The sequence below is a fragment of the Nocardia sp. JW2 genome (genome assembly GCF_051843015.1).
Taxonomy (GTDB): domain Bacteria; phylum Actinomycetota; class Actinomycetes; order Mycobacteriales; family Mycobacteriaceae; genus Nocardia; species Nocardia coubleae.
In genome coordinates this window covers 235303-255784 of record NZ_JBPXLK010000008.1, presented here as the reverse complement: position 1 = coordinate 255784, position 20482 = coordinate 235303, and the positions used below count along the sequence as shown (strand labels likewise).

Sequence of the window (20482 nt, the reverse complement as noted above, 5' to 3'; positions counted from 1 at the left end):
CTTATCGGGGTGCGGGCACTGCGTGCTGGGACAGTTCGTCGCCGGTAATCCCGGGCGGCGGGCCCGCACCGTTGTCTGGGCCGGCGGGTCGTGGCGCGTTGGCCGAGCCGCGCACCTGCAGCGCGGGATTGTCGGTGACGCAGTAGTTGTAGAGCCGCACCCGGGTGTCGGTGGTCGGTGTGGTCGGCACGATCGGGACTGTGTCGTAGTCGCAGGTCGGACGCGGCCAGGGATCGACAAGGGTGAAGAAGGCGTTGTCGTGCGCCGGGATGCCGACTGCCTCGGTGAAGCGGCTCAGCGAGGGGAACAGCAGCTCGATGGCGGGCTGGCGGAGTTTGGCCGCCCGGGTGATCGCGACGAAGTTCGTCACCAGGTCGGTGATCGGGTCCTGGGTACGCGAGACGAACCCACCGAGCGTGGCCAGCTGCCCCGGCCCCTCCTCGAGCAGGTGCCGCAACTCCGCGTCGGCGGCGGTGAACTGCTGGAACAGCGCGCTGCCCGCTTGCGTGATGATGCCGAGGTCGGGTTGGGCATGCGCGGTGGTCGAGGCGATGACCTCGAGATTGCGCAAGAGGTGTTCGGTCTGGGGGAGCAGATCGGTGAGCCCGGCCATGGCGCGGCTGAGCCCGGAGATCATATTGCGCAACCCGTCGGGTCCGCCGGCGAGGGCTTTGTCGAGCTCGTCGACGATGACATTGAGGCGCTCCGGATTCAGCCCGCTCACCAGGCCGGTCATATTGGCCAGCACCGACTGCACCTGCACGGGCACCGCCGTGTCGGCGCGGGCGATCACGGCACCGTCCTCCAGATACGGGGCGGTCTCGGTTTCCGGCCGGAAATCCAGATACTGCTCACCGGCCGCGGACAAGCGGGCGACCGCGACCCGGCCACCCCTCGGGATTCGGGTCCCCTCTTCGATCCGCGCCACGGCGGCGATGCCGTCATCAGAGACGCGCACGTGCTGGACCCGCCCGACCCGGACACCACGGAACGTCACATCACTGCCTGCCGTGAGCCCGCCCGAGGTCGCCAGTTCGACAGTCACCTCGTACGGCGAGTCGGTCGGATCGATCCGCAGGACGGCACCGCCCAGGTAGAGGGCGCCGAGTAGCAGGACGACGACCAGACCGGCGTTGGCGACAGCGACGCGGCGACGCACAAGCCACTGCCACAACGGTGAGTTCATCGAGGGCCCTCCTGCTGCGGTTGCTGCGGTGTGCTGGTGAGTCGCCCGGTGACCTTGGCGATCACCTCGGCGAGGCTGCCGATGAAGGCAGGCACATCGGTGCCGTCGGGCCAGCGACTGCCGGATGGATCGGTGACCGCGCCGATATCGAGATAGGACAGGATGGCCGCGACCGACAGATTCGGCCCGCGCATGCTGTCCATCACCGAGGGATAGATCTGGTTGAAGCCCTCGAGTGAGCCGCTGAGGTCATCGCCCATTCCCACGAACCCGTTCATCAGATTCTGGATGCTCTGGAACAGGCTCACGAACTGTGGCCCGTTGGTGGCACTGAAGTCACCGAGGGCGTCCATGGTGACCGCGACCCGATTGATGAGATCGACGATCGCCTGATTGTTCTCCGCGAACAACCCGATCAGCTGTGGGAAACTGTCGGCCGCCGCACCGAGTTCGGCTTTGCGCCTGGCCAGTTCGCCCGTGAGCACCTGCAAGCCGCCGAGCGTGGCGTCGAGATCGCCGGTGCGTTCGTTCAGCGCGGTGATGACCGAGGTCATCTCGCCGATCAGGTGCTGCAGCTGCGGCGCTTTGCCCGCGAAGATCGAGTTCAGTTCGGAGGTGATCTCGGCGGCCTGGTTGATGCCGCCACCGTTGATGAGCATCGAGACCGACATCATCAATTGCTCGACGGAGGCGGCCGAACCGGTGTGCTCGGTGCCGATGGTCGCGCCCTCCCGCAGCGGTGGACCGGCGTTCGCTTCGCTTGGCAGGGTCATGGCGACGAAGATGTCGCCCAGTGGCGTCGCCTGCCGCAACTCCACGGTGGTGCCCTGTGGCAGCTGGATGTCTTCGCGAATGAGCATTTCCACATCGGCGAGGAACGACGTTGTCGAAATGCCGGTCACCACACCGATATCGGTGCCACCGATCTTCACGTGGGCACGATCGGGCAGATTGAGCGCGTCGCGGAAGGTGGCGTGTACGGTGTACCCGGGACCGCCGATGCCGGGTTCGGGCATCGGCAGCTGGGCGACGGTCATCGAACAGCCACTGCTCGACGCTGCGACGGCGGCCGCGCACAGGGCGACGGCGACGGTGCTGCGCAGGGTCATTTCGTGAGTCCCAACAGTGCGGCGGTCAAGCCGAAATCCGGTCCCATGTCGGCGATCTTGCCGGTGCGGCACCCGTCCGCGCGCATCTGGACGCGCTCGCAGAACGTAGAGAGCACCTCGTTGTCGAGCAAGACCTTGTCGAACAGGCCGTGTAGGCGAAGCGCTTGACGTTCCCGGCTGACGGCGTTGTCGAAGTTCTGGAACATCAGCGGGCCGACGTCGATGATCTCGGTGAGATTGCGAGCGTTGGCGCGCATCTGGGCGGCGATGTCGACGAACTTGGTGAGCGCGCCCGCGAGCTGATCCTCGTTCTGACCGACTACCGACGACGTATTGGTGATGAAGTCGTCGAGTTGTTTCAGTACTGCCTGCAGGCCGGGCGACTGCTGGGAGAACAACGCGATCAGTTCGGTGATGCGGCCGCTGAAATCGCGTACGGTCTGGTCGTTGTCGGCGATGATCTGGGTAATTTCGCCGAGCCGGACCACGGCGTTGGCGATCTGGTCCTTGTTGGCGAAGGTCACCTCGAACGCTGCCGACAGTTCGTCGAGCGTGGTGCGCAGCCGGTCGCCGTTGCCGTCGAGCAGTGGGAACAGCACCCGGCTCGCCATCGGCCCGCTCTGGCTGTCGCCCTTCAGTGCTTCGCCGAGCTGGTCGAAGTTGGCCAGGATGCGGTCCAACTCGACCGGGGTCCTGGTCTTGGCGAGCGGAAGGTGCGCGCCGTCGGCGAGTTCGGGGCCCGATCCTGTGTAGGCCGGCGCCAACTCGACGTGCCGGTTGGTGATGAGCTGCGGTGAGATCAGGGCCGCCATCGCGTCGGCGGGGATGCGCACGTCGCGATCGACCTTCATCACCACCTCGACGTAACTGCCTCGCGGTGTCACCGAGTCGACGACGCCGACCGGCACCCCCAGCACCGCGACCTCGTTGCCCGCATACAGCCCGGCCGCGTTCTCGAAATCGGCGCTGATGCGTTTGTGCTCACCGAGCACCCGTTCACCGAACCCGGACACGCTGTCGGGCAACAGGGAACAGCCCGAGGCGAGGACGAGGGCCAGGCAGATCGCGGCCAGTTTGCTCGTTCGTGTCGTTGTCATCAGTTGCACCCCTGTACGGCCTGCACCATGCACAGCCAGTTGTCCGGGAAGAACCACGGTGCCCAGATCTCGCCGTAGGGACCGTTGCCGAGCAGGTTGTTGAACTGCCGCAACGTCACCGGCGCGATCTCGTAGAGCCGACCCAGGTTCTCCTTGTTCTTGGTCAGGCCGTCCGCCATGGTGTTGAGGTTGGCGATCAGCGGTGCGAGTTCGCCGTTGTTCTCGATACCCATCTCCTGTAGCAGCCGCGACATCTGCGCGACGTTGTCGAGCAACTGGGTGAGCAACGTCTGGCGTTTCTGCACGGCCGCGCCGATCGCCTCGCCCCGGGTGAGCAGCACGAGCACGCTGTTGCGGTTGTCCGACACCAGCTGCGATACCTGATCCAGGCTCTTCAGCAGGGTGTCGACCTCGTCGCGCCTGCTGTTGATGACCTGTGCCAGTGCGCCGATGCTGTCGAGAGCCTGCACCGCCGCGGCGGGCGAGTCGCCCAATTGAGTGTTGAACACGTCGAGCGCGGTGCGCAGCTTTTCCGGGTCGATGCGCTCGATCCGCTCGAACGACGACTTGTACCGGGGATCCTGGATGACCTTGCTCAGGTTGTAGGGCACCGTGGTGTTCTCGAGCTTGATCCGGTTGTCCGGCAGCCCTTTTCCGTCCCCGGGGCGCAGGTCGATGTGCAGCCTACCCAGGATGGTCGACATCTCGACTGTGGCGTGCGCGTCGGCTCCGAGGCGGATGTCGCCGCGGATGCGCAACGCCACATCCACCTTGTCGTTCACCAGCTTCACCGATTGCACCTCGCCCACCTCGATGCCCGAGATGTCGACAGTCGCGCCGGGACGCAACCCGGCCGCCTGCGCGAATTCGGCGTGAATCGTCTTTTTGCCCAACTGGATCTGGTTGAGCAGATTCGAACCGCCGAGCAGGACGAGTACCGAGGCACCCGCGAGCAGGCCGAGGCGCAGATTGCGGTTGCGCCGCAAGAACTCTGGGATGCGGGGCCGGATCATCGGCACACCCCCGACTGCGCGTTGCCGCCGACCTGTGAGAACAGGCCTTCCGGGAGCAGCACTCCCCACAGCGATATGTCCAAGCGGCAAATGTAGGCATTGCCGTAGGTGCCGTACTGGGTGAAACGTGCCACGCCGTTGAGGAAGTCGGGAAGTTGCACCGCACCGCGATCCAGGGCAGCGCCGTTCGCGAGCAGCATCGCGACACCGGTCGTCGCGTTACTCTGCGCCTGCGCCATGCCCGGCTTGACCTGTTCGATAATCGTGACCAGCGAGTTCGTCGCACCGGCCACCCGTTCGACCGAGCTCTTCAACGATTCTCCTTCGGCATAAAGCCCGTCCATCAGGCTGCGGGTCTGGGTGATCAGGGTTTCCAGTTCGCCGCTGCGATTGGCCAGTCCCGCCATCACAGAACTGAGATTGCTCAGCACATCGCCGAGGATCTGGTCGCGTTCCCCGAAGGTGGCGGCCAGCTGTGCGGCCTGGGTGATGAGCGCCGACAGCGACACCTCGTTGCCCTGCAGCGCCTGGATGAGTGTTTCCGACAGCGAGTTGATCTGGTCGGGTTGCAACACGCTGAACAGCGGCTCGAAACCCGACAGCAACGCCGACACGTCGAACGAAGGCTCGGTCCGCTCCAGCGGGATCTCCGAGCCGGGGCCGATGAAGTTGCCCCCGTCGTCGCCCGCTGCCAGCGCGAGGTACCGCTGACCGATCAGATTCTGATACCGCACGAGCGCCTTGGTCGTGTCCGTCAGGCGCTGGCGTTCCTCGATCCGAAAATCGACCCGCGCGGTGTAGTTGTCGGCGAAGTCGATTTTGTCGACTCGTCCTACCCGCACACCGGCCATCCGGACGTCGTCGCCCACACGTAGCCCGAGCACATCGGTGAACACCGCCGAATAGCTGCTCGTATTTCCGGGCACGCTGCGTTGCAGAGTCGACCAGATCGTGTAGGTGAGCACGGTCGCCAGGACAGCGAAGAGGCTGAACCCGATGAGTGCCTTGGTGGATTTCACTGTCAGACACCGTCTTCTGTGTCGGGAACGATGGGTGTGTCGCCGAGGATCGAACCGAGCAACAGCAGCTGGCTGAACGTCGGATGGCCGCCGACCAGGGCTGATATCGCATCGATACCGGTGAGCCGTGGCTGTGAGGCCGGGGTCGCGCCGGGTGCGGGTTCGAGCGCGGCAGCCGGCGCCGTGATACCGGGAATGCCTGGCAGGCCCGGAATCGGGGGCAAACCGGGGATCGCCGGAAGGGTGATGTTGGGGAGTGCGGGAAGCTGCGGCACCGCGGGCACCACCACCGGTGCGGGCCCGGCCGCCTCGAGCCGGTTGGGCAACATGCCGGGCGGATACTCCTGCGGCGGCGCGACTTCGGGCACGGTGGGCCCGCCGCAGCGGGGACCGGTCATCTCGCCGTAGCGCGGACAGTCGGCGGCGGTGTATTGCTGGAAGGGCGTGAACGACACGTCCATCCGCCATGTCATCTGTCTGCGCGGGCCGAAGTTGAACACACTCTGCAACTTGCGCAGGGACGCATTGAGATTGGCCGCTGTCGTCTGCAGTGCGCCGGGATCTCGGGCGATGCCGCCGAGCAGGTCGTCCAGCCCCGCGACCAGCTCCTTCCCCGCGTTCGGATTCGCGCCGAACAGTACGTTCACCGAATCCACCGTGCTGTTGCCCTGCATGAGCAGTTCGATCAGATCGGCGCGATGCTCGTTGAGTGTGCGCGCGGAATTCACCGAATCGGCGAGGACCCCGACCAGCTCCGGTGCCGACTGGCTCAGTGCCGTCGACGCGCGACCGAGATTACCTAGCAGGTCACCGATCTCGGGAATCGCGTGCACGGTGGTGAGCCACTGATCGAGCCGCTCGATCGTAGAGCCGGGCACACGGCTGGCGGGGTCGAGCGCCGCCGACAGTGTGGCCAGCACCCGGCCGAGCTTCTCCGGCTGGATGGTGGTGAGCACGTTGCGCAGGGTGTTGAGCGTGGTCTGCAGCTGGATGGTCGCCTCGCTGGTGTCCTCGGCGATGACCGCGCCGGCACGCAGCCCCGAGGTGGCACTGCCGTTGTCGACCAGCTGGACCGAGGAGACGCCGAAGATGTTGTCGGGAACCACGCGGGCGGTCACAGTCTCCGGAATCGTCTCGGCCATACCGGGTTTCAGTTCCAGTGTGGCGCGCTGGCGTTCACCTGCGGCGACCATCTCCACCGAACCGACGACGCCGACGACCATGCCGCGGAACTTCACGTCCGCGCGTTGCGGTAAGCCGTCCCCGGTGCTCGTGAAGTCGGCACCGACGGTCACCGTTTCCTCGAACTCGCCGTTGTAGCGCAACGCGAGCAGATACAGCGCGACCGCGAACGCGGTGATCACCGCCAGGCCCGCCACGGTGAGTTGCAGGGGTTTGGGGCCGCGGCCGCTGAGATCGAGAATCATCCGATCGACCTATCCCGAGATCCGGAATCCGGGGTCGATGCCCCAGATCGCAAGCGTGAGAAACAGATTCGTGAAGACCATGACGACGATCACCATCTTGATCGCGCGCCCGGCCGCCACCCCGACACCTTCGGGCCCGCCGGTGGCGACGAAGCCGTAGTAGCACTGGATGAACGCGGCGATCAGTACGAAGACCACCACTTTGAGCAGCGAGAAGAACACGTCGGGGCCGAGCAGGAACTGATAGAAGTAGTGGTCGTAGGTGCCCGCGGTCGTTCCGCCGAGGAACAGCACCGACAGCTTGGTCGCCACATAGGCCACCGCGAGACCCACGGTGTAGAGCGGAATGATGGTGATGGTCGCCGCGAGCATCCGGGTGGTCACCAGGTACGGCAACGGCCGGATGGCGATGGATTCGAGCGCGTCGATCTCCTCGGAGATCCGCATCGAACCGAGCTGAGCGGTGAACCGGCAGCCGGACTGGATGGCGAAGGCGAGGGTGCCGAGGATCGGTGCGATCTCCCTGGTGGTCGCGAAGCCGGAGATGGCGCCGGTGAGCGGGCCCATGGTGAGCAGATTCAGCGCCGAGTACGACTCCATGCCGACGGTGATGCCGCCGAACGCGCACAGCACGATCACCACGCCGACCGTGCCGCCACCGACGATCAACGATCCGTTGCCCCACCCGACATCGGCGACCAGGCGGGCGACTTCCTTGCGGTAGTGGCGCAACGTGAACGGGATCGCCAGCAGCGCCTGGAAGAAGACGATGGCCTGATGGCCGAGCCGCTGATTGGCCTGGATCGGCAGCTTGGCCGTAGCCGTCAGCGCCTGCACCGGACGCATCGCCGGTGGGGTGTATTCCGAGGCCATGTCATGCCACCTTTGCCGGGAAGAAGGCGTTGTAGAGCTGGGTGACGATGATGTTGGTGGCGAACAGCATCAGCGCCGAAGTGACCACTGCCGAGTTCACCGAGTTCGCGACACCGCCGGGGCCGCCCTTGGTGTGCAGGCCGATGTCGCAGGCGATGATCGCGGTGAGCGCACCGAAGATCGCCGCCTTGAACAGCGCGACCATCAGGTCGTTGGCCACCGCGAACGAGGCGAACGAGCTGATGAACGACCCAGGTGTGCCGTGCTGGGCATACACATTGAACAGGTACGCGGTGGCGAAGCCGACGAACACGATGAACCCGCACAGCAGCATGCTCACCAACACCGCGGCCACCAGGCGCGGTGCGACCAGCCTGCGCACCGGGTCGACACCCATCACCTTCATCGCGTCGATCTCCTCGCGAATCGTCCGCGAGCCGAGGTCGGCGCAGATGGCCGAACCGACCGCGCCCGCGATCATCAGCGAGGTGACCAGCGGTGCGCCCTGGCGGATGATGCCGAGCCCGGCCACCGCGCCGATGAAGGTGGTCGCGCCGACCTGGTTGACCAGCGCACCCACCTGGATCGAGACGACCACCGCGACGGGGACGGCGACGAAAACCGTCGGCAGAGCCGAGACGTTGGCCATGAACGCGCACTGTTTGACGAACTCCTGGAAGGGAAATCGTCTTTGCACCAGGGACCAGAACAGCTGGATCAGCGCGGACCTGCCGAGCAGGACCTGTCTGCCCAATGTCTCGATCGACTGCTGGGGGTGTCGTCGCCAGAGTCCGCTGGCGCTCTCGATGATCCGTCCGACTTCGGACGGCTCGGTGGCCGGTTGTGGCGTCACGCCGCACCGATCCTTTCTCGTTCGTCGGGCTCGGTGCCTACAGCGTGGTGAGCCAGTGGTTGAGCAGGACGACCAGTCCGGCGACGACCCCGAGGCCGAGCACGAACACGCTCAGAACCGCGATCCACATACCGAATCGGAGCACCGGATTCACATCGGTACGTCCGCCGAGGATCTTGACGATGGTCACCACCAGATCGATGACCCAGACCAGCGCCATCATCAGGTCATCGTCACATTCGCGAAGGTGAGCACCGGCCAGCACACGATCGACCCGAGGAACGAGATCACCAGGTCCGCGCCGTGGAGATCGCGCAGGTGGCTCGTGTGGGTGAGGGTCCAGATCACCCCGACGAGACCGTAGGGGATCGCGAGAATGATCAGGGTTCCGAGAAATTCGGACACCTTCATCTCGTAGCTGAGAAATCTGTCCAGCCGTCGCAACATGGCGTGCCGCTGTTCCTTCCTGCAGGACCGTGGGTCAGCGGCGGCAGTGATGGATGGCCGACGTCGCTGACGGTCGAGTGATGTTGCTTGGTGTTCGGTGGGGAGGAGGAATCGGCTATCCGGGATCTTCCCCTGGATCATCGGATAACGTTGGGATTACGGTGCTCACCTACGGCGAGCGCACCGGTTAAGTTACTACGCATTCATCGCTCTGTGGCGAGAATTACGGGTAACATAGCGCAAGAATCGCTGATTGCCTATAGGCAGTCGACCTGGATCTCACCTGGTTGTCGTCGGCGAGAATGGCTAGTAACTTATCGGTGATGTCGCCGCTGGGGTGGCTGTGCAGGAGGAACGCAATGTCCGCAGTGATCGTCGATGTTGTTCGCACCCCCTCGGGGCGAGGCAAACAAGGCGGTGGGCTCTCGTCGGTGCATCCGGCGACCCTGCTCGCGGGTGTGCTGGCCGAGCTCGTCGCCCGCACCGGGATCGACCCCGCCCTGGTGGACGATGTGATCGGCGGTTGCGTGACGCAGAGCGGTGAGCAGGCCAACAACATCTCCCGCACGGCGGTCCTCGCCGCCGGGTTCCCCGAATCCGTGCCGGCCACCACGGTCGACCGGCAGTGCGGATCCAGCCAGCAGGCCGTGCATTTCGCGGCCCAAGGGGTGCTCGCCGGCGCCTACGACGTCGCCATCGCCTGTGGTGTCGAGTCGATGAGCCGGGCACCGATGTTCTCCAACACCCAGGGCAAGGACTCGCTGCGCGGTCCGCTGGCCGCGCGCTACCCCGACGGGCTGATCGGCCAGGGTATCGCGGCCGAAATCCTCGCCGCGCGATGGAAACTGGACCGGGCGACCCTCGACGAATTCGCCGCCCGTTCGCACCGTCTCGCGGCGGCGACCGCACAGGCGGGCGGGTTCGATGCCGAACTGGTGTCCGCGGGCGAACTCACCGCCGACGAGACCATCCGCTCCGGCACCACCGTCGACGGCTTGGCCGGTCTTCGCCCGGCCTTCACCGATCCGGCGATGGTGCAACGCTTTCCGGAGATCGACTGGTCGGTGACGGCGGGCAATTCCTCGCCGCTGACCGACGGGGCGTCGGCGGCGCTCATCATGAGCGAGGCGATGGCGTCGAAGCTCGGCCTCACCCCTCGCGCCCGCTTCCACTCGTTCGCCGTGGCAGGCGACGACCCGACTCTGATGCTCACCGCCGTCGTCCCGGCGACCCGCAAGGCGCTCGGGCGGGTGTCGCTGAGCGTCGACGACATCGACACCTTCGAAGTGAACGAGGCATTCGCACCGGTACCGCTGGTGTGGCAGCACGAACTCGGCGCCGACCCGGAGCGGGTGAACCCGCGCGGTGGCGCCATCGCGCTCGGCCACCCGCTCGGTGCCTCGGGCACCCGCCTGCTCGCCACCATGGTCAACCACCTCGAGCAGACCGGCGGCCGCTACGGGTTGCAGACCATGTGCGAAGCCGGTGGCCTGGCCAACGCCACCATCATCGAACGACTCTGACGCGTTCGCGCCTCGATTCCGCGATCAACCAGACCCTGGAGTAGTCATGCGCCGTCGGACCGCAGCGGTACGACCATCGGAACCGTCGGGCGACCGACGGCGTTACCTGGCCGGTCCGGCGGCGTTTCTGGGTGGCCCCGCGAATGTGATCATGCAACTGAGCTCGGCGCCGGTCGGTCGCGGTGTCGTGGAAAGCACCGTGACCAGCGGACGTTTCGATCTGCGTCCACGGAAACGGGGACGGACCACGTTGACGTACCTGGCCGTCGCGATGCTCGGCACGGAGGAAGACCGGGTCGCCTTCCGCGCGGCCGTGAACACCGCGCACCGGCAGGTGCGTTCCGGGCCCGACAGCCCGGTGCGCTACAACGCCTTCGATCCGCGGCTGCAACTGTGGGTGGCGGCCTGCCTCTACCGTGGCACCCTGGATTCGGTGACCTACCTGTTCGGTGCGCTGGACGAGGAGTCGGCCGACGAGTTGTACTCGGAATCGGCGAGATTCGGGACGACGCTGCAGGTGCCACCGGAACTGTGGCCCCCGGATCGTGCCGCTTTCGCCGAATATTGGGAGTCCATGCTCCCCGGTCTCTGCTTCGACGACGAGGTACGGGAATACCTGGTGAGCCAGGTCGTCGACATGGGCCCCTATCGTCCGTGGGAGCGACTCCTGCTCCGCAGGGTGAACAGATTCTTCACCACCGGCTTTCTTCCGCAATACTTTCGCGACGAACTCGGCTTGCCGTGGAACGGTCGCAAGCAGCGCGCGTTCGAGATCACCATGCGCGCGATCGGCCGCGTGCTGTCGGTGCTGCCCGAGTCCTGGCGGCTGTACCCCTTCGAGACATACCTGCACGACATGCGACGCAGACAGGCGCGCGGTATGCCGTTGGTGTGAGCGGCCTGCCGCGCGGCCGGGTGCGGCTATCGAGCGACCGGCAGACAGCGAACCGCGCGGGGCGCCAGATGGCCCGCGCCACGCAGCGTCGTGGCGTAGGCGCGGAGGGCGAGGCGGTCCTTGCGGGTCACCGTGAGACCGAGCAGTCGCGCGGCCCGATCGTGCAGCAGCGCGGGAATCGCGGCGCTCGGCGTGAACCGCGGCAGCCAGGCATCGGGCCGGAGTGCCTGCGGCGCAAGGGTGTCGGTGGCTGCCGTGACCTGCAACATCGTCGAACAGGCCTGATCGAAGTACGTGCGGAAGTCGGCCCAGGTGGTCGGCATGGGGCGGGTCGATACCTCGTATCGCTGATACCACTCGCAGCATTCGGCGTAGAGCCGTTCGTGCTCGTCGGCCGACATCGGACGGATGAACGTGTCGACGGCGGTGAACAGAGTCTCCACGTAGGTGGCGTGCTGGAAGTGGAAGACCTCGGGATGCAACGCGTGGTATCGGTGCCCGAGGTTGTCACGACCTTTGACGTGCTCGTGCGCGGCGCGGATCACGAAGCGGGCATCCGCACCGGTGTAGGCCAGCCGGATCATCTGTGAGACGGAACGTTGCTTGTGCCACCACAGCCGGTAGGACACATGATCGACGAGGCCGGCCGCGATCGCCGGATGCAGGACCTGCAGGGTGACCGCCCGGGGGAGGGCCAGTGCGAATCGTCGATCCCCGAGATAGCGAAGCAGCAGCGAGTCTGTCGTGGCGGGCCGCCGCGACATCATCGACCACCGTCGGCGGGCGGCTGGGATGTGCTGTTCGGGAGGTCGCGCACCGAGGGCTTCGCGGTGGTGCCGCGCCGCACCCTGCGTATCGCCGTGCGCCACAACAGCAACGGCGCCGAGCCTGCGATCCGGGGTGCCATTCCGGAGCTCAGGCCGAGTCGCCATTGATCGCCGAGGGCCGCGCGGCGGATCGACGCCGACATGTCGGTCGGCCGTGGCATGTCGAAGGGGGGTGCGGGGTCGTACTCGATGTCCAGCTGAATGATCCGGGCCCGCTCGGTGCCGCATATGCTGCCCACCAGCCAGAGCGCCAGATCGATGCCCGCGGAAACGCCTGCGGCGGTGGCGATTCGGTCGCTGTGGACGAACCGCTCGCCCGGTCGTGGATGGGCACCGAGTGTGGCGAGGACTCGTTGAGCCGCCCAATGGGTGGTAGCGGGCCTGCCGTCAAGCAGGCCGGCGGCGGCGAGAATCAGCGCGCCGGTGCAGACCGAGGTCGTCCAGGTCGATGTCTCGTGGACCCGGCGCAGCCAGGCCAGGACTTTCTCGTCCGTCGCGACCACCGTGGCGGCAGGGCCGCCTGGCACGACCACGACGTCGGGATTCGTCGTCTCGTCGAGTGTGTGGGTCGCGCCGAGGACGAGACTGCCGCTGTCGGTGACGATCGGACCGACCTCGTGCCAGACGAATCGGATGTTCGCTTCCGGCATGAAACGCAGAACCTCGTACGGGCCGATCGCGTCCAATGCGGTCATGCCCGGGTAGGTCAGCACCGCGATGTGCATTGGTTCACCGCCGTGTTTCGCGTCGGAACGCGCGGGCGACCATCGCGGACTTGAGTTGCCAGAGCCCGGTGGCGCGCGTCGCGTCGATCCCGGTCAAGGCCGCGATTCGGCCGAGCCGATAGAGGACGGTGTTGGTGTGCACGTGCAACTGCCGCGCGGTGCGTTGGCGATTCATGTCATTGGCGACGAGCACCCGGACGGTCTTGGCCAACGCCGGATGATCGTCCAGCGGTGCCAGCAATTCGCCGAGTTCGGCCAAGCCCGGCCCGGGCCGGGTGAGCTGGTATTCGAGTGCGAGGTCTTCGAATCGGTACAACTTGGGGGGATAGCCGAGTCGGCCCGCGATATCGAGAAGTTCGTGCGCGCACTGAGCCGCGTCGGGAATGTCGGCGGTCCCGCTGACGACCACGGCCGCGGTGATCTCGGCCCGCGCGGCCGCCGAGAGCGTGTCGATGAGCGTGTCGAAGCGGACATCGTCGGGGTCGTCACCGGGAATCAGGATGGTGCCGCCGTCGGTCGACAACATCGCGAGAGCAGTATCGATGTGCTGCTGGAGTGCCGTGTGCACCCGGTGCAGCCGTCGCCGTGCGGTGTCGCCGGTCTGCCACTGACGCTGGGATCTACGGGGTATCGATACCGCGAGCACCCGATAGTCGTCGGCGATCTGCACGCCCGACTCGCGAGCCATCGTCGTCGTCGCACGGCCGGCGAGCAGCGCCGAGGTCACGGTACGCATCGCCGTGTGGTGTTCGCCCGCGACCACGCGGTATTCGCGCAGATACGCGCTGATCACCGTGGTGGACAGGAGATTCGACAGTCGCACGGATGCCCGCAGTCCCTCGGCGAGCGTGTCGTCGTCGCAGCCGTTGCGGGGCGAGAACACCGTGTCCACGCTCGCCCACAGCGCCTCGTGGAAGGCGCGCAGGATGTCCTCGATCGACAGCCCTTCCCTGGCCCAGACGGCTGCGGCGGTCGTGAGCCAGTCGAGTTCACCGGACACGTCCTCGTCGTCGACGATGCCTCGGCCGATCCGCGCACACATCCCGGTGGCCGTGGTGATCTCGTCCGAGATCGCCTCACCGAGCAGCGCACGGCGGCCGGCGAGGTCGCGAACGAAGTAGCTGACGACCCGCCCGGTCGACACGCCGACATCGGTCTGCGGACACCGTATCGCTGGGGTGTCCAGGTCGAGCGGCATCATCGGATCCTCCTCGATCACCTCGGCGGCACCCACGGCAAAGCGGTTGCGGCCGAGCGCTGATGACAGCCTGAGCGGTGCCGTCCGTGGTTCGCGCACTGTCATGGGGTGTCCACGGCTTCCAGGCGGTGGCGCAGGACTTTGCCCGTGGCATTGCGCGGCAGTGCATCGACGAACCGCACCTCGCGGGGAACCTTGTGCCGCGCGAGGGTGGTGCGCACGTATTCCTTGACCTCACGTTCGGTGCACGAGGCACCCGGAGCGCGCACTACATAGGCGCGCAGGCTCTGCCCGAAATCGCGGTCGGCGACGCCGACGACGGCTGCCTCGAGGATGTCGGGCCGGTCGACGAGCAGGTTCTCGACCTCGAGCGGGTAGACGTTCTCGCCGCCGGAGACGATCATGTCGTCGTCGCGACCGTCGATGAACAACCTGCCCTCGTCGTCGAAATGGCCGAGATCGCCGCTCGAGCACAGCCCGTCGATCATCTCCTTGCCGGTGCCGTCGGTGTAGCCGCTGAAGCTGAGTCCGCTGGTGACGAAGATGGTTCCGACTATGCCCGGAGTAGTGATCCGGCGTCGCTGCTCGTCGTAGATGGCGACCCGGCAGCCCACGGGCGGGCGGCCGACCGTGCCCGGTGCCTCGCGCAGATCCTGCGGAGTGGCGACGGCGGCCACGGCGACCTCGGTGGAGGCATAGAGGTTGTAGAGCACCTCGCCGAAATGCTGTGCGGTGCGACGGCTCAGGTCCGGAGCGAGTGCTGAGCCCGCCGAGAAGATCACCGTCAGCGTGGAGGTGTCGTATTCGGCCAGCACCTGCGCGCCCAGATCGACGATACGCTGCAGGATGGTCGGAACCAGGACTAGCGCGCTCGCGCGGTGGCGGGCAACGGCGGCCAGGGTATGGCGGGGATCGAACCGGTCCGGCAGCAGCACCACCGTGTTGCCGAGGGCCCAGCCCAGGATCAGTTGCGACAGGCCGGTGCCGTGGAACAGTGGCGCGGCGAGCACGATGGTGCTCGCCTTGGGCAAAGGGATGCGATCCAGGAACTGCGCGGACTGCAAGGGCGAAACCTTACCCCGCGGAGCACCTTTCGGTGTTCCGGTCGTGCCACTGGTCAGCACGACGATGCCACCGGGCGCGGCGGGCGCGGGCAGTGGAACTCCGGAGTGCCACGCCGCCACGGCATGGATCGTCGGCCGCCCGAGCCGGCTGGTGTCGCCTGCGCGAGTGAGGATGATCGGCACCTCGGGTGCGAGATCATCGAACAGGTCGGCGAATTCCGCGTCGACGAGGAGCATTCCGATCCCCTCGCGCTGCACGACCGTGCACAGCTGCGGGCCTGCCATGCCCGTGTTGAGCAGGACGATGCGCGCGCCGAGCTTGCCCGCTGCCAGCAGCGACAGGATGAAACCGCGGTGGTCGCGGCACAACGCGCCGATCACCGTGTCAGTGGTGACCCCCTCTGCGGCCAGGCCGTTGGCAAGCCGGTTGGAGGCGTGATCGAGCTGTTCGAAGGTGATCGGTCCGCGGTCGTCGATCAGCGCGGTAGCCGAGCTCGCGACCCGGGTCGCGTGCGCCAGGGTGGTCACGGCCGGACCCAGCGCGGTCGCATCACGGGCGGTTCGCAGGAGCTCGATCGGGTGCCGGAGTTCGATCGCGCCACGTCGGTGCAGGACGGCGGCGGCAGCCAGGGAATCGGCGACAGCGCGGACGACCTCGGTCGGCGCGAAGGAGACGGACGGCACGGATACCTCCGAGGGTCGGTCGTCGGGATGGCGGTGCCGCCGATGAGGCGGAATGAGGTCAGCCTAGCAGCTGAGAGAATCATCGGTAACTTATTTGCCGAGATCGACAGATCGGGCGGGGTGTTTCAACGACCAGTCCGTAAGGGTTCGGCGTAAACCGACCCGACACGGGCAGAATTAGCAGTAACATAATGTCGACGCCGCAGCGCGCTCGGCGGTGATCCGCGTTCGCGAGATCCGGGGCGAGACGCCCCTGGGAAAGGATGACGATGACCACGGCAACGAAGCCCGGTGAACCCGACTACTCGGATTCGAACAGCGAAGGATACGTCGAGGAGGGCCCGGGTGGGCATTGGCGACCCGACTCCGTCCCCGCCGCGGGATCCGGGCAGCCCGGCCCGCACCGCGTGCTGACGCTCGACCAGGTACGGATTCATATCCCGGACACCTACCGATCCCCGCGGAAGAAGCCCGCCCGCCTGGCCGACGCGCTGGACTTCTGGATGTTCGCCGGCGCCGCCGCGAACGTGGCGATGCAGTTCGCCCACCAGGGTGTGGCCGCGGGCGTGATGGAAAGTCAGGTCGAATCCGGTGCCCTCATGGTGCATCCGTGGAAGCGGCTGCGCACCACCTCGGCCTACCTGGCGGTGGCCGTCCTCGGTACCGAGGAGGACAAGAAGGCGATGCGCGAGGCGGTGAACGTCGCGCACCGGCAGGTCAGATCGCGCCCCGATTCGAAGGTGAAGTACAACGCCTTCGACCGGAATCTGCAACTGTATGTGGCCGCCGCCATCTACATCGGCTTCGAGGACTCCCACCAGTTGCTGTGCGGCAAGATGACCGACGAGGAAAAGGAAGCGTTCTATCAGGGCGCCGACACCTTCGGCACCACCCTGCAGGTGCACCCGGACATGTGGCCCAAGACCCGCGCGGACTTCGACGAGTACTGGCTCGAGGCGTGCGAGCAGGTGGTCTGCGACGACGAATTCCGTGCCTACATCGACGATCTCGTGCACCTGCGGATGATCCACTGGTCGCTGCGGATCATGTTCGGTGGTCTCCTGCAGTTCCTGACGTCGGGATTTCTGCCACCGCACTTCCGTGAGCAGATGGGCATCGAATGGAGCGAATCCGATCAGCGCCGGTTCGAGAACCTCTTCCTGTTCGTCGGTTTCGTCAACCGGTTCATCCCCAAGTTCATCCGGTTCGCCGGCACCTACTCGATGATGCGCGATGTGCGGCGCCGCATTCGCAAGCAGGCGCCGCTCATCTGATGCGATCGAATCAGCCCGGTACCTCCGAGGATTCGGGAGCCGCCGCCTCCGGAGCGGATGCGGTGGCGCGGGGCAGCGTGTAGGTCGCCGCGATCGACAATACGGCGACGACGAAGCAGGCGGCGGTGTACCAGAGGTTGCCGATGGGGTCGCCGTTGCCGGTCTCGCCGTCGGTCGCCGCGAAGAAGTCGGGCAGGGCGGCGAGCCAGAGACCGGCGAAGATCAGCAGGTAGAAGCTCGCGAAACGCTGGACGAAGGGATCGGTGTAACCGGGGTCCTCGGTGGCGCCCCGGCGCAGGTCCGACCACTGGCGGAACATGACGATCGAGGCGACGACCATCAGCACCGCGAGTTCCAGCGCGTACACCACCCCGCGCACCGTCGTGCTGCTCATGCCGAGCACGGTCGCCGGAAGCGGCAGCAGGAAGGTGCCCACCGAGGCGAGCAGGCCGATGACCACCGTGCGCCAGGTCAATTCGATGCCCGTGAACCGCTTGCCCGCGTCGACCTGCCGTCCGACGAAGTACTGCACACAGAACGCGAGCGACATCGGCCACAGCGCGGCGAACACCACCACACTGCCCATCGGCACCGAATCGAACATCGGCTGGTTGATCGGATTGTCCACCGACCACTCCCACCAGCGCAGTTGTGGCCCGAGGTGGTCGAAGATCTCGTAGAACGCATGATGCACGAAGCCGACACAGGTGGCGCCGATCAGCACCCCGAACCGGCGGAAGATACCGAGCATGCGCACCAGGCCGAAGGCCATCGTCGCCATCAGCGGATAGATCGCGATGATGTAGATCGGCAGGCGACCCCACAGGAAGTCGACGGTGAACACGTTGTGCGCGAACATCGTGTCGACGTGGTCTTCGATACCGAACGCGGCGGGGAAGTACAGCGGCGGCTCGATGATGAACAGGTACGCGGTAGCGCCGAACCACAGGACGAGGTTGGTCGGGTCGCCGTGGCGGCGCAGGCGGACGATCGCGAACCAGAGCGCCAGCACCGCACCGAGCACGATGGTCAGCTCGAGAACGGGCAGGGTCCAGTTCTCCAGCCCGAACGGGCTGCGGAACTCGACGAGTCCACCGGCCTCCTCACAGGAGAAGCCGAGTTGGACCGCGAGGTCGGCGAAGGTGGGGGAACAGTGTTCGGCCATGGGTCGGCCCTTCTAGGAGCTCACGGAATCGGCGGTGTACCAGCGGGTGACGTCGTAGCCCTCGTCGTAGCGGCGGAACCACTCACCGGCCAGGTCGGGCAGCTTCTCGTGTGCGGGGTTGTGCCCCGGCGTCTGGCTGCGGATGATGCCGCCCAGGGCGACGAGTTGTTCCTTCAGGCCGAGATCGTCGAAGGCGCGCGGCATCGTGCCGTTGTCGGCGGGGCGCAGGCCCGGCAGCAGCCGGCGCAGGGTCTGCTGATTGCGGTAGCTCGCGAACATCGACAGGGCGTCGACCTGCCGGTCTTCCAGTGGCACATGCTCGTTGAAGCCCGCGCAGGCCACGCGGATCACCCGTAGCACGTGCCGGAACACCGAGGGCGCCACCCGCATCCGGTACAGCTCGCTGTTCACCACCGAGTTGAAGATGATCAGCGCCGAACTGCGGTGTTCGACCTCCTCGACGAAATGCCAGATGAACAGCGAGGCCACCCGGTCGTCGCCGGGGGCGAACAACGTGGAGTCGTTGTCGAGCATCAGCTTGAACACCGGGGTGAAGGTGGCCTCGAGGTCGGCGGTGTAGGCCAGGCGGTACTTCACCGGGGTGGACGCGGTGAGTTCGTCGAACTCGCGGATCACGGCGTCGAGGGTCTGCTGTAGCCCGGGGTAGCGACGGATCAGGCCCTTCACATGCTGGCGGTGAGCGGTGGAGTGCTGACCCTCCTGGCGCATGAACGCGTCGGCCTCCTCGGCCACCTCGGGGTCGGTGATCTGCGGTTTCGCCTGGTTGATGAGCTGCACGATCATCTTCTCGAAGCCGATCGCCAGGAACGAGACGGCGTTGGCCATGGAGGAGAACGCCGGATTCTGCGGGTTCCACAGAAACGGCACGTCGTAGTCGGCGAACGCGAAATCCATCTTGCGGACGTGAAGTTCGGTCACGGTGAGTACCTCGTTGTTCGGGCGTGCGCCGGTCCGGCCGCCACTCGGTTGGGTGAGGTAATCATACGACTGAACGTTCGTCTGTATGATTACTTTGACGGAATCGGCCGTGACCAGGGCTTGTGCTAGCGTCCACCGGGTGGCGCGCAGACGGGGATGGGGCGGTAGTCCGCCGGGGGACGATGCTGAGGCGACGCGCCGGATCGTCGCGGCGGCAGTCGAATTGATCGGGCGCACCGGGGCGGAGATCAGCATCGCCGATGTGGCGGAATCGCTCGGTGTCATCCGGCAGACGGTCTACCGGTACTTCCCCAGCGCCGACGCGCTGATGACCGCTGCCGCGATGGCCTCGGTGGAGGGTTTCCTGGATCGGCTCGCGGCGCAGGTGCGCGGGCTCGGTGATCCGGTGGAGGCGATGGTCGAGGCGGTGGTCTACACGCTGGCCGAGGTGCGCCGCACACCGCACCTGGGCATCCTGCTGTCGAGTTCCTACTCCAACGTCCGCCCGGACAGCCTCACCTCCGAGGAGGCGCAGGCCTTCGGCATGACCATGATCCGGCGGTTCGACGTGGACTGGGCCGCGCACGGCTACGACGAGCAGGCGCTGCGGGAACTGGTCGAATACGTCCTGCGGACCATGCAGTCGTTCTTCTTGTCGCCCGGTGACCCGCCGCGCACCGACGACGAGCTACGCCGATACCTGCGGCGATGGATGGGCACGGCCATCAGCGCTCAGACCGCGGCCGGAGAATTCCTCGAGCGCTGAGGCCGCTGCTGTTTTCTGGCGTGTCCCGCGGGGGCGGCCGACGAGGACTCCGTGCGATGACGTCGTTGGCATCGCGGTGGAGCGTCGGCCCGACCCCGCGGGTGCACCGGTGTCGACACCGTGACCGAAAAACATTGCTCCCCCGGACCGTTCGGCGCCTCGTACAACGGGCCGGTCGAGCACCACATCAGGGTGGTTCCCGCTGGGTGACGGCTCAAACGTGGTTCGTCGTTGCTGGTTGAGGACGGATTCACCGGGTAGGCGGCGGATATGGAGATTCTCGTGATTCTCGCCGTGGTCGTCGTGGTGGCGGCCGTCGTGCTGTGGCGCAAGACGCGGGGCGGACCCAAGCCCCCGGACGAGCCCGAATGGACGGGCAATCCGCCGCGCTGAGCGTT

21 protein-coding genes are annotated in these 20482 nt (G+C 66.4%); 5 read left to right on the top strand and 16 right to left on the bottom strand.

The window, feature by feature from the left end:
• Position 1: 1 nt before the first annotated feature.
• The 10 genes from ACSVDM_RS14675 to ACSVDM_RS14630 form a co-directional block, all read right to left on the bottom strand.
• Positions 2-1186 carry an MCE family protein gene (locus tag ACSVDM_RS14675; RefSeq protein ID WP_439265485.1) on the bottom strand — a complete coding sequence of 395 codons (1185 nt, stop codon included), beginning with the start codon at positions 1184-1186 and terminating at the stop codon, positions 2-4.
• A complete protein-coding gene (locus ACSVDM_RS14670) occupies positions 1183-2295 on the bottom strand; it encodes an MCE family protein (protein WP_439265483.1) in 1113 nt (370 codons plus the stop codon). Before ACSVDM_RS14670 ends, ACSVDM_RS14675 begins: the two co-directional genes overlap by 4 nt.
• Positions 2292-3392: an MCE family protein gene (locus ACSVDM_RS14665; RefSeq protein ID WP_439265481.1), complete on the bottom strand. Its 1101-nt coding sequence runs from the start codon at positions 3390-3392 to the stop codon at positions 2292-2294. The genes ACSVDM_RS14670 and ACSVDM_RS14665 overlap by 4 nt, the downstream gene beginning before the upstream one ends.
• Entirely contained in the window at positions 3392-4405 is a 1014-nt protein-coding gene (locus tag ACSVDM_RS14660) for an MlaD family protein (protein ID WP_439265479.1), read from the bottom strand. Before ACSVDM_RS14660 ends, ACSVDM_RS14665 begins: the two co-directional genes overlap by 1 nt.
• Entirely contained in the window at positions 4402-5424 is a 1023-nt protein-coding gene (locus ACSVDM_RS14655) for an MlaD family protein (protein ID WP_439265477.1), read from the bottom strand. The genes ACSVDM_RS14660 and ACSVDM_RS14655 overlap by 4 nt, the downstream gene beginning before the upstream one ends.
• Positions 5425-5426: 2 nt before the next feature.
• Positions 5427-6851, bottom strand: coding sequence for an MCE family protein (locus ACSVDM_RS14650; protein ID WP_439265475.1), 1425 nt, complete (start codon positions 6849-6851; stop codon positions 5427-5429).
• Between the two features lie 9 nt (positions 6852-6860).
• Entirely contained in the window at positions 6861-7724 is an 864-nt protein-coding gene (locus ACSVDM_RS14645) for an ABC transporter permease (protein ID WP_439265473.1), read from the bottom strand.
• Position 7725: 1 nt separating this feature from the next.
• Entirely contained in the window at positions 7726-8535 is an 810-nt protein-coding gene (locus ACSVDM_RS14640) for an MlaE family ABC transporter permease (protein WP_439265519.1), read from the bottom strand.
• Positions 8536-8614: 79 nt separating this feature from the next.
• Positions 8615-8800: a hypothetical protein gene (locus ACSVDM_RS14635; protein WP_439265471.1), complete on the bottom strand. Its 186-nt coding sequence runs from the start codon at positions 8798-8800 to the stop codon at positions 8615-8617.
• Positions 8800-9024 (bottom strand): hypothetical protein, encoded by a 225-nt coding sequence (locus ACSVDM_RS14630; RefSeq protein WP_181697373.1) that lies wholly within the window; start codon positions 9022-9024, stop codon positions 8800-8802. The genes ACSVDM_RS14635 and ACSVDM_RS14630 overlap by 1 nt, the downstream gene beginning before the upstream one ends.
• Positions 9025-9383: 359 nt before the next feature.
• Between ACSVDM_RS14630 and ACSVDM_RS14625 the strand changes: the two genes are divergently transcribed.
• Both ACSVDM_RS14625 and ACSVDM_RS14620 read left to right on the top strand, forming a co-directional pair.
• Complete coding sequence (locus ACSVDM_RS14625) at positions 9384-10547, top strand: thiolase family protein (protein ID WP_439265469.1); 1164 nt, start codon at positions 9384-9386, stop codon at positions 10545-10547.
• 46 nt (positions 10548-10593) lie between these two features.
• Positions 10594-11442 carry an oxygenase MpaB family protein gene (locus ACSVDM_RS14620; protein WP_439265467.1) on the top strand — a complete coding sequence of 283 codons (849 nt, stop codon included), beginning with the start codon at positions 10594-10596 and terminating at the stop codon, positions 11440-11442.
• Positions 11443-11468: 26 nt separating this feature from the next.
• On the opposite strand, the gene ACSVDM_RS14615 is transcribed toward ACSVDM_RS14620, so the two are convergent.
• Genes ACSVDM_RS14615 through ACSVDM_RS14600 form a run of 4 tightly spaced genes read right to left on the bottom strand, consistent with a single transcriptional unit; the run spans position 11469 to position 15940 of the window.
• Entirely contained in the window at positions 11469-12206 is a 738-nt protein-coding gene (locus ACSVDM_RS14615) for an oxygenase MpaB family protein (protein WP_439265466.1), read from the bottom strand.
• On the bottom strand, positions 12206-12994 hold the full coding sequence (locus ACSVDM_RS14610) for a DJ-1/PfpI family protein (protein ID WP_439265464.1): 789 nt from the start codon (positions 12992-12994) through the stop codon (positions 12206-12208). Before ACSVDM_RS14610 ends, ACSVDM_RS14615 begins: the two co-directional genes overlap by 1 nt.
• A gap of 4 nt (positions 12995-12998) precedes the next feature.
• On the bottom strand, positions 12999-14297 hold the full coding sequence (locus tag ACSVDM_RS14605; protein WP_439265462.1) for a PucR family transcriptional regulator: 1299 nt from the start codon (positions 14295-14297) through the stop codon (positions 12999-13001).
• Positions 14294-15940 (bottom strand): AMP-binding protein, encoded by a 1647-nt coding sequence (locus tag ACSVDM_RS14600; RefSeq protein ID WP_439265461.1) that lies wholly within the window; start codon positions 15938-15940, stop codon positions 14294-14296. The genes ACSVDM_RS14605 and ACSVDM_RS14600 overlap by 4 nt, the downstream gene beginning before the upstream one ends.
• Before the next feature lie 269 nt (positions 15941-16209).
• On the opposite strand from ACSVDM_RS14600, the gene ACSVDM_RS14595 reads away from it, so the two are divergent.
• Positions 16210-17214, top strand: a complete 1005-nt coding sequence (locus ACSVDM_RS14595) for an oxygenase MpaB family protein (protein ID WP_439265459.1) — start codon at positions 16210-16212, stop codon at positions 17212-17214.
• 10 nt (positions 17215-17224) lie between these two features.
• On the opposite strand, the gene ACSVDM_RS14590 is transcribed toward ACSVDM_RS14595, so the two are convergent.
• Positions 17225-18379, bottom strand: a complete 1155-nt coding sequence (locus ACSVDM_RS14590; RefSeq protein WP_439265457.1) for a hypothetical protein — start codon at positions 18377-18379, stop codon at positions 17225-17227.
• A 12-nt stretch (positions 18380-18391) separates the two neighbouring features.
• Positions 18392-19318 carry a metal-dependent hydrolase gene (locus ACSVDM_RS14585; RefSeq protein WP_225279526.1) on the bottom strand — a complete coding sequence of 309 codons (927 nt, stop codon included), beginning with the start codon at positions 19316-19318 and terminating at the stop codon, positions 18392-18394.
• 139 nt (positions 19319-19457) lie between these two features.
• Between ACSVDM_RS14585 and ACSVDM_RS14580 the strand changes: the two genes are divergently transcribed.
• Both ACSVDM_RS14580 and ACSVDM_RS14575 read left to right on the top strand, forming a co-directional pair.
• The gene (locus ACSVDM_RS14580) at positions 19458-20084 is read left to right on the top strand and encodes a TetR/AcrR family transcriptional regulator (RefSeq protein WP_067639140.1); all 627 of its coding nucleotides are present in this window, start codon (positions 19458-19460) and stop codon (positions 20082-20084) included.
• Between the two features lie 270 nt (positions 20085-20354).
• Positions 20355-20477 (top strand): hypothetical protein, encoded by a 123-nt coding sequence (locus ACSVDM_RS14575; RefSeq protein WP_255284010.1) that lies wholly within the window; start codon positions 20355-20357, stop codon positions 20475-20477.
• The last annotated feature ends 5 nt before the right edge of the window (positions 20478-20482 follow it).

Coding starts and splice junctions, on each gene's coding strand:
- ACSVDM_RS14590 (WP_439265457.1), bottom strand. CDS start 18,379: ATGGCCGAACACTGTTCCCCCACCTTCGCCGACCTCGCGGTCCAACTC.
- ACSVDM_RS14620 (WP_439265467.1), top strand. CDS start 10,594: ATGCGCCGTCGGACCGCAGCGGTACGACCATCGGAACCGTCGGGCGAC.
- ACSVDM_RS14675 (WP_439265485.1), bottom strand. CDS start 1,186: ATGAACTCACCGTTGTGGCAGTGGCTTGTGCGTCGCCGCGTCGCTGTC.
- ACSVDM_RS14625 (WP_439265469.1), top strand. CDS start 9,384: ATGTCCGCAGTGATCGTCGATGTTGTTCGCACCCCCTCGGGGCGAGGC.
- ACSVDM_RS14645 (WP_439265473.1), bottom strand. CDS start 7,724: ATGGCCTCGGAATACACCCCACCGGCGATGCGTCCGGTGCAGGCGCTG.
- ACSVDM_RS14635 (WP_439265471.1), bottom strand. CDS start 8,800: ATGATGGCGCTGGTCTGGGTCATCGATCTGGTGGTGACCATCGTCAAG.
- ACSVDM_RS14575 (WP_255284010.1), top strand. CDS start 20,355: ATGGAGATTCTCGTGATTCTCGCCGTGGTCGTCGTGGTGGCGGCCGTC.
- ACSVDM_RS14665 (WP_439265481.1), bottom strand. CDS start 3,392: ATGACAACGACACGAACGAGCAAACTGGCCGCGATCTGCCTGGCCCTC.
- ACSVDM_RS14605 (WP_439265462.1), bottom strand. CDS start 14,297: ATGACAGTGCGCGAACCACGGACGGCACCGCTCAGGCTGTCATCAGCG.
- ACSVDM_RS14660 (WP_439265479.1), bottom strand. CDS start 4,405: ATGATCCGGCCCCGCATCCCAGAGTTCTTGCGGCGCAACCGCAATCTG.
- ACSVDM_RS14610 (WP_439265464.1), bottom strand. CDS start 12,994: ATGCACATCGCGGTGCTGACCTACCCGGGCATGACCGCATTGGACGCG.
- ACSVDM_RS14630 (WP_181697373.1), bottom strand. CDS start 9,024: ATGTTGCGACGGCTGGACAGATTTCTCAGCTACGAGATGAAGGTGTCC.
- ACSVDM_RS14615 (WP_439265466.1), bottom strand. CDS start 12,206: ATGTCGCGGCGGCCCGCCACGACAGACTCGCTGCTGCTTCGCTATCTC.
- ACSVDM_RS14595 (WP_439265459.1), top strand. CDS start 16,210: ATGACCACGGCAACGAAGCCCGGTGAACCCGACTACTCGGATTCGAAC.
- ACSVDM_RS14670 (WP_439265483.1), bottom strand. CDS start 2,295: ATGACCCTGCGCAGCACCGTCGCCGTCGCCCTGTGCGCGGCCGCCGTC.
- ACSVDM_RS14650 (WP_439265475.1), bottom strand. CDS start 6,851: ATGATTCTCGATCTCAGCGGCCGCGGCCCCAAACCCCTGCAACTCACC.